Consider the following 7,501-nt stretch of genomic DNA (forward strand, 5'->3'; position numbering starts at 1 on the left):
GAGGGCGTTAAATAGTTAATATTTAAAACAGGAAACAATGACGCCTGATAACCCGCTTGCTCAAGTTGCTCTGCAAGGGCTGCGCCTTTTCCTTCGGGCCGAGTTATCAGAATATGTGTCATTTATGCATCTCTGTATACGTCAGCTAAAATTTTATCTGCGCCTTGAGCAAGTAATTTTTCAGCCAGCTCTATTCCGAGTTTTTCGGCATCGTTAATATGACCCGCAACTTCGTCACGTAAAATTTCGCTGCCATCGATTGCGCCTACAAGCCCTCGTAAATGGACCTCTTCGCCATCAACTAACGCATAGGCACCTATTGGCACCTGACAACCACCTTCTAAACGGCGGTTCATTGCACGCTCTGCATTAACACGAATACGTGTATGTGTGTGCTCAAGCGGTGCTAATAACGCTTTAGTTACTTCATCTTCAATCCGACACTCAATACCTACAGCACCTTGCCCATTTGCAGGCAGCGATACTTCTGGTTCAATGTAGTCAGCAATACGCTCGCCCATTTCTAAACGAATAAGCCCTGCCGCTGCTAAAATAATCGCATCGTATTGCCCAGCATCTAATTTAGCTAGGCGTGTATTTACGTTTCCGCGTAGATCACGGATTTCTAAGTCAGGTCTCAGTGCTCTAATTTGGCATTGGCGGCGCAAGCTTGATGTACCTACTACCGCTCCTTCTGGTAACTCATTCAAGTTAGCAAAGTGATTTGATACAAACGCATCGCGCGGATCTTCACGCTCACAAATGGTATGAAGGGCTAATCCTTCTGGAAACTCCACCGGCACATCTTTCATTGAGTGTACGGCAATATCAGCTCGACCATCTAGCATAGCTTGCTCAAGCTCTTTAACAAATAAGCCTTTACCGCCAATTTTAGCAAGTGGTGTATCTAAAATAATATCCCCTTGGGTCGACATAGGGACTAACTCAACACGCACGTCATCATGAAAATGCTCTAGCTGCGCTTTTACAAATTCGGCTTGCCATAGCGCCAGAGCGCTTTTACGGGTTGCTATACGTACTAATTTTGTTTTTTCTGTCATAGGGGTATCCAATTAATTACTGCGGTTAGCATTAGTTAGCTAACACTCTAAATTCTTTTTGAGCTATTAAATTACCTTGCTCATCAACAACAGCTACACGCCAATGGCCTGTTTGCGTGTTCATAATATTTTTTGTTGAATAAGTTCTGTAGCGTGGCGAAGTAACATTAAGTGAAATTTCGGCCATTGTTTCACTTTCAAAAGACCAAACATGTTTTACGCGCTGGCCTTGCAGTCCTTTAAGCTCACTAAAAAATGATAACGAACCTTCAAACTGACTTAAACGCACGTCGGCTGCAAACACATTAGTAGGTTCGCGTTTTGCTACACTGCGTGTAAGCACTGCGCGGCTTATTTTACTGGTATCAATCTGAGCACCGAGTGCCACGCTAGCAATATGGGCATCTTCAGCAAATTGGTCTGTAACAGGTTGTGCATCAATATTACTCTCTGGCTCTAATGCGATTGTGCCAAGCTCAGAAGTTTGCTCTGACGCAGGTACAGATACAGTTTCACTTGTTGTATCAGCGCTTATTGCATTAGTGACCAACGCATCGTTTTTACTGTTATCAACTGTATTCGTTTTTTCAGTTATTGAGTCAACTGTTGATTGGGTTACTGTCGGCTCATCTGAGATTGGCGCAACGGTTACTGACTCAGCGTTTTCAAGTAAGGCATTGGTAATGTCAGCCTCTTGAGTTGTTGGTAGTTGCTCAGCAGGCAGTGTTTCAGCATGCTCAGTCTCTATATGCAATTGGTTGCTGGGTGCATTATGTGTTTCGCTTTCAGTTACTTCATCACCTTGTGTGCTATCAGTAATTAAAAGCTCTGTTTGTTCATTGGGATGTGCGCCCTGATCTGCATTTACTGAGCTGGTTAAACCATATATCACAGCCGCAGACGTCATTACTATCAACATAGCCAAACTCACAATTCGACGCCAATGCCATTCATAGCTTACCGTAGGTAGGCTGTTTTGTGGTTCGCGTTTTACATTTGCTTTAATAACTATTTTTTGACTCATATTGACCTCAGCGGCTCCAAAATTAGCTTAAACGGGCAATTAACCATTGGCGAATAGCGTGTAACTCTTCTGCACACACTTGGTGTGCCATTGGGTATTCTTGCCAGCTTACATCCATGTTATGTGCTGTTAATACATCAAATGCACTTTTACCTGCACTCATTGGTACCACATTATCGTGACTACCATGTGCCATAAATACATTTAAATCGGTATGCTTTGCTTCATCTGTAAATTTATGCGGCGCGCACATATAAGTAGACAGTGCCATAACACCCGCTAACTTTTGTTCAAAGCGCGGAGCTAAGTGAAGCGACACAACACCACCTTGTGAAAAACCAGCCAAAATAATTTTGTTAGCAGGTATTCCGTTGGCTATTTCTGTATTTATTAACGCCTCTACTTTCTCGGCAGACTCCCTAACCCCTTCTTCATCGGCACGTTTATCAAGCTCTATTGACTTAATGTCGTACCAAGAACGCATTTCCATACCACCATTTATGGTGACCGGTTGCACAGGCGCATGTGGGAAAACAAAACGCACGCCCAACTCGGCTGGTAAATTTAATTGCGGCGCTACAGGGGCAAACCCATCACCCGAATCACCTAAGCCATGTAACCAAATAACTGTCGCTTTATGCGCGCTCTGCGCGGGGTATTGAACAAACTCTAAACTCATAATGATGATTGCCACTTAATTTCTTGGCCAGCTTGGCGAGTTGACGCTTCGTTAATGAATTCCCAAAACTCTGCACCAGAGCGGTTATCAATCCATTGACCGTCACGCATTTCAAAATGGTGACCATTGAATTTAGTTGCTACCCACACTTGATGAAGAGGCGCTTGCTTATTGATGACAATTTTACTCTTATCAGGAAAAATAATTTCTAAAATACCTTGCGCTGATTCGTAATCTAAATCGGCTTCACAATCATCAATTTGCTCTTCAATTGTGAACATAAGAGCTTCGGCTAATTGGTGATATTCGTGTTCAGTCATTGTTGATTCCTTTGCAGGCGGGCCGCCTAATATTGGGTACGTAATTGCGTTAAAAATATGCAGCTAGTGTAACAGGAATAAAATCATCCGCGAATAGCTGCATTTTTTAGATATTCTGTTACTCTGCGATTATAAAGCCAGCAACAATATTAATCTAATGAAAGCGACACATACCTTACAATTAAAAAAACTATTAATTTGCACGGCCCTATTTAGCGCATTAACTGGCTGCGGACAAAGCGGCCCATTATATTTACCTGAACAACAGGCCGAGCAAAACCAACCAGAAAACACTATGGCGCCTACCACAGAGGCCAAGCAACCTACAACACCAGTAAAACAGGAGCAATAAATGGATTTTTTTAACTATAAAAACAATCAATTGTTTGCTGAAGATGTGAGTATTGCCGCTATTGCTCAGCAATATGGTACGCCTTGCTATGTGTATTCTCGTGCAACGTTTGAGCGCCACTATCTTGCGTTTGCCAATGCGACTAAAAACCATAAAAGCTTGGTATGTTATGCCGTAAAAGCAAACTCTAATATTGCTGTATTAAATATTCTAGCCCGCCTTGGTTCGGGTTTTGACATTGTATCTAAAGGTGAGCTGGCGCGTGTAATTAAAGCAGGAGGAGACGCCGGTAAAGTAGTATTTTCAGGCGTTGCTAAAACCGCTGACGAAATAGCGTATGCATTAAAATTAGGGATTAAATGTTTTAACGTTGAGTCGGCCTCTGAATTAGAGCGTATTTCAGAGGTTGCGTGTGAGCTTAACTTAGTAGCACCAATTTCTATTCGCGTTAACCCCGATATAGATGCAAAAACGCACCCTTATATTTCTACTGGCCTTAAAGAAAACAAATTTGGCATTGATATTCAAACCGCTGTAAGTGTTTATCAACAAGCCGCTGCTTTACCTGGCTTAAATGTAATAGGCGTAGATTGCCATATTGGTTCGCAGTTAACCGAAGTAAAGCCGTTTTTAGAAGCGCTCGACAAACTCCTTGCGCTAATAGATGAGCTAAAAAATATCGGGATAGAATTAAGCCATTTAGACATAGGTGGTGGGTTAGGTGTTCCTTACGACAACGAACAACCACCTCATCCTAGTGAATACGCAGAGCAAGTAACGGCTCGCCTAGAAAACTACCGCCATTTAGAACTTATTTTTGAACCAGGTCGTGCCATTGCTGCAAACGCAGGGGTATTAATTACGCAAGTTGAGTTTATTAAACAAAACCAAAGTAAATTTTTTGCCATTGTTGATGCTGGCATGAACGATATGCTTCGCCCTTCTCTTTATCAAGCGTGGCAAAAAATTATACCTGTGTCGGTTCGTGATGACGATACGCCAACTCACAACTTTGATATTGTTGGCCCCGTGTGCGAAACCGGTGACTTTTTAGGAAAAGACCGAGAACTGGCGCTGAAACAAGGCGATTTACTCGCCCAGCGAAGTGCTGGCGCATATGGCTTTACTATGAGTTCAAACTATAACTCTCGCCCACGCGTAGCTGAAATAATGGTAGACGGTGAACAGCACCATCTTATTCGCGAACGTGAAACCATTGAGAGTCTTTATCAAGGTGAGAAAATTTTACCATAAACGTTTTTGCCAACTAGCTGCTCTGTGGCATGATTACCACAGAGCAAACACGAATTAGAGCGCTATGTTAGTTAATTTTTCCAAAATGCACGGCTTAGGCAACGACTTTGTTGTTATTGATAACATTACACAAAATGTATTTTTATCACGAGATCAAATAAAAAAACTGGCTGATCGCCACTTTGGCATTGGCTTTGACCAATTACTCATGGTTGAAGCACCATACTCTCCCGATCTTGATTTTCATTATCGTATTTTTAATGCCGATGGTACCGAAGTAGAACAGTGCGGTAATGGTGCACGTTGCTTTGCACGTTTTGTGCGTATGAAAGGCCTGACTAACAAACATAAAATTAGTGTATCAACCAAATCAGGTAACTTAACGCTCTATATAGAAAAAGACGGCCAAGTTACGGTTAACATGGGGCACCCTAATTTCGAGCCAAGCAAAATACCGCTTAAAGCCAGCAAACGTGAACTCACCTACATTATAAGGGCTGAAGAACACACCGTATTTAGTGGCGCAGTATCTATGGGGAACCCACACTGTGTACTTGAAGTTGACGATATTACGACAGCGCAGGTCGATGTATTAGGTCCACTGCTTGAAAACCACGAACGTTTTCCACAGCGCGCTAATATTGGGTTTATGCAAGTTATATCGCAAGAGCATATAAAGCTAAGAGTATGGGAGCGCGGCGTAAACGAAACGCTCGCATGCGGCACTGGCGCGTGTGCAGCGATGGTCATTGGCCATATGCAAAGCAAGCTTTCAAGCGCGGTACAAGTCGACCTACCTGGTGGAACACTTCAAATACGTTGGAGTGGAGAAGGTCATCCAGTACGAATGACAGGCCCTGCTGAACACGTATTCGATGGACAAGTCGCGTTATGAGCGAGCTAAATGAAGAGCAAATTACTAGCTACTTACTCGCAAATCCTGACTTTTTAGTTAAACACCCAAACGTGCTTGCTCAGCTAGACCTTCAGCAGCAAGCGCAAGGGGCAACGTCATTAGTACATATTCAACAGCGCCAATTGCGTGAACACAATACGCGTTTAAAAAATCAAATCGATACAATGAGTCAGCACGCAGTTCAAAATGAGCTCGTATACCGTCTCCTCAGCCAATGCCATCGCCAGCTTTGGAGCCATGACGACTTTGATACCATCGCTAAAAATTTACACACGATTGTGTGTTCAAATAACGACATAAGTGACTTTAAATTAATAAAATACAGCACTGACTACGACGAGCTAATTGAACACCGCCTTACAAACTCTGGGCATTACTTAGGCCGTATTACAGCACAAGAACGGGCTCTATTATTTAGTGATGACACGCAATCTGCGGCTATATATTTAATTGGTGATAAAAAGCAACCGATTGCCATACTCGCGTTTGGCAGCAACAACGTGAACCATTTTGAACCCGCACAAGACAACCTGTTCGTTCTGGATTTTATTAGTGCCCTGCAGTTAAGGTTACAAAAACTCGCATGAGTGATGATGCGCCTAATATAAGCGAATTAAGTGACAACTGGCGAACACCCATTACGCTATTTAGCGACTACCTAAAATTTGAAAAACAATTTTCAGCGCACACTGTAAATCAGTATGTTAGCCAACTTGGTTTTGCAGCCCTTTATTTTAATAAATTATGCGATGACTGGTTTGGCGTACAAGCAGAGCATATTCGCCGTTACAGTATGGCTTTACGCGCTAAACAATTAAGTGGCCGAACCATTAGCTTAAAATTGAGCTGTATCAGAAGTTTATATAAGTTTTTAAAAGCTAAAAATATTGCGCAGCAATCGCATTATCACAATCCTGCTACCGGCATTAAAGGCCCCAAATTTGCCAAGCCTTTACCTAAAAACCTCGACGTTGATCAAATGGCTCGCTTACTCGAAATTCCTGACGACGACCCTTTGGCAATAAGAGACAAAGCTATGATGGAACTTATGTATTCATCAGGTTTACGTATTAGCGAGTTAGTTGGCGCTAACATGCAAGATATTAATGCCAAAAGTGGCGAAATATTAGTTCGCGGTAAAGGTAATAAAGAACGCCTTATTCCCGTGGGAACAAAGGCATTAGACGCATTAAAAAAATGGTTAACCGTGCGCCCTCAGTTTGCAAAGCCAGACGAGCCAGGTGTATTTTTAAGTAGCCAAAAAAATCGTATTTCAATTCGCCAAGTGCGTTTGCGTATGCAAGAGTGGGGAATAAAGCAAGGTATTAGCTCACAGGTGCATCCGCATAAATTACGCCATTCATTTGCATCACATATTTTAGAATCGTCGGGTGATTTACGTGCTGTACAAGAATTGCTTGGCCACAGTAGCTTGTCGGCCACACAAGTGTATACCCATTTAGATTTTCAGCATTTAGCCAAAGTGTACGACAACACCCACCCGCGCGCTAAAAAACAAACTGATTAGGAAATTATAATGATCCGATTTAATCGTGCAATACGCCCTTTTTCTGTCATGAGCTTTGATTTAGACGACACGCTATACAACAACCACCCAATTATAAAAGCAGCCGTTAGCGCCCAACAAAATTACTTAAATGCATTACCACGCTACCAAGAACAAGGCCCTCAATACTGGCAACAATGCCGGCAACTTGCCGCACTGCAACAGCCAGAGCTAAAAGACAATGTAACGCAGTGGCGCAAGCACACATTGCGTTTAGCACTATCAAAGTTAGGATTTACTGAACAAGAAGTAGCACTGCACGCTAGTAACGCCTATAACGCATTTGCCGATGCACGCAGTAACATTGTAGTCAGCGACGACGTATTAG

General features: G+C 42.6%; 10 protein-coding genes. 6 read left to right on the top strand and 4 right to left on the bottom strand.

The annotated features are described in order from the left end of the window. Nucleotides 1-122 precede the first annotated feature (122 nt). The 4 genes from hemC to cyaY are packed head-to-tail and all read right to left on the bottom strand — an operon-like array spanning nt 123 to nt 3,084. On the bottom strand, nt 123-1,061 hold the full coding sequence (hemC, locus tag BCG07_RS18120) for a hydroxymethylbilane synthase (protein WP_243532039.1): 939 nt from the start codon (nt 1,059-1,061) through the stop codon (nt 123-125). A 31-nt stretch (nt 1,062-1,092) separates the two neighbouring features. Next, complete coding sequence (locus BCG07_RS18125) at nt 1,093-2,085, bottom strand: DUF2914 domain-containing protein (protein WP_243532042.1); 993 nt, start codon at nt 2,083-2,085, stop codon at nt 1,093-1,095. 22 nt (nt 2,086-2,107) lie between these two features. Further along, nucleotides 2,108-2,764 carry an alpha/beta hydrolase gene (locus tag BCG07_RS18130; RefSeq protein WP_006792463.1) on the bottom strand — a complete coding sequence of 219 codons (657 nt, stop codon included), beginning with the start codon at nt 2,762-2,764 and terminating at the stop codon, nt 2,108-2,110. Next, nucleotides 2,761-3,084: an iron donor protein CyaY gene (gene cyaY / locus BCG07_RS18135; protein WP_006792464.1), complete on the bottom strand. Its 324-nt coding sequence runs from the start codon at nt 3,082-3,084 to the stop codon at nt 2,761-2,763. Before cyaY ends, BCG07_RS18130 begins: the two co-directional genes overlap by 4 nt. A gap of 157 nt (nt 3,085-3,241) precedes the next feature. On the opposite strand from cyaY, the gene lptM reads away from it, so the two are divergent. From lptM to BCG07_RS18165, 6 genes are all read left to right on the top strand, one after another. After that, nucleotides 3,242-3,436 (top strand): LPS translocon maturation chaperone LptM, encoded by a 195-nt coding sequence (lptM, locus tag BCG07_RS18140; RefSeq protein ID WP_243532044.1) that lies wholly within the window; start codon nt 3,242-3,244, stop codon nt 3,434-3,436. Beyond that, nucleotides 3,437-4,690, top strand: coding sequence for a diaminopimelate decarboxylase (gene lysA / locus BCG07_RS18145; protein WP_243532046.1), 1,254 nt, complete (start codon nt 3,437-3,439; stop codon nt 4,688-4,690). A gap of 64 nt (nt 4,691-4,754) precedes the next feature. Beyond that, a complete protein-coding gene (gene dapF / locus BCG07_RS18150; protein ID WP_010557932.1) occupies nt 4,755-5,585 on the top strand; it encodes a diaminopimelate epimerase in 831 nt (276 codons plus the stop codon). Continuing rightward, a complete protein-coding gene (locus BCG07_RS18155; RefSeq protein WP_243532049.1) occupies nt 5,582-6,193 on the top strand; it encodes a DUF484 family protein in 612 nt (203 codons plus the stop codon). The genes dapF and BCG07_RS18155 overlap by 4 nt, the downstream gene beginning before the upstream one ends. Then, nucleotides 6,190-7,134, top strand: coding sequence for a tyrosine recombinase XerC (locus BCG07_RS18160; RefSeq protein ID WP_243532051.1), 945 nt, complete (start codon nt 6,190-6,192; stop codon nt 7,132-7,134). Before BCG07_RS18155 ends, BCG07_RS18160 begins: the two co-directional genes overlap by 4 nt. A gap of 9 nt (nt 7,135-7,143) precedes the next feature. Continuing rightward, a partial coding sequence (locus BCG07_RS18165; protein ID WP_502694082.1) for an HAD family hydrolase occupies nt 7,144-7,501 on the top strand: 358 nt, incomplete at its 3' end.

The sequence above is a fragment of the Pseudoalteromonas sp. ESRF-bin5 genome (assembly GCF_002632075.1).
Classification (GTDB): domain Bacteria; phylum Pseudomonadota; class Gammaproteobacteria; order Enterobacterales; family Alteromonadaceae; genus Pseudoalteromonas; species Pseudoalteromonas marina.

Bases quoted from the DNA above. Each gene is read 5' to 3' on its own strand.
- BCG07_RS18130 (WP_006792463.1), bottom strand. From the start codon at position 2,764: ATGAGTTTAGAGTTTGTTCAATACCCCGCGCAGAGCGCGCATAAAGCG.
- BCG07_RS18160 (WP_243532051.1), top strand. From the start codon at position 6,190: ATGAGTGATGATGCGCCTAATATAAGCGAATTAAGTGACAACTGGCGA.
- BCG07_RS18155 (WP_243532049.1), top strand. From the start codon at position 5,582: ATGAGCGAGCTAAATGAAGAGCAAATTACTAGCTACTTACTCGCAAAT.
- hemC (WP_243532039.1), bottom strand. From the start codon at position 1,061: ATGACAGAAAAAACAAAATTAGTACGTATAGCAACCCGTAAAAGCGCT.
- dapF (WP_010557932.1), top strand. From the start codon at position 4,755: ATGTTAGTTAATTTTTCCAAAATGCACGGCTTAGGCAACGACTTTGTT.
- lysA (WP_243532046.1), top strand. From the start codon at position 3,437: ATGGATTTTTTTAACTATAAAAACAATCAATTGTTTGCTGAAGATGTG.
- BCG07_RS18125 (WP_243532042.1), bottom strand. From the start codon at position 2,085: ATGAGTCAAAAAATAGTTATTAAAGCAAATGTAAAACGCGAACCACAA.
- lptM (WP_243532044.1), top strand. From the start codon at position 3,242: ATGAAAGCGACACATACCTTACAATTAAAAAAACTATTAATTTGCACG.
- cyaY (WP_006792464.1), bottom strand. From the start codon at position 3,084: ATGACTGAACACGAATATCACCAATTAGCCGAAGCTCTTATGTTCACA.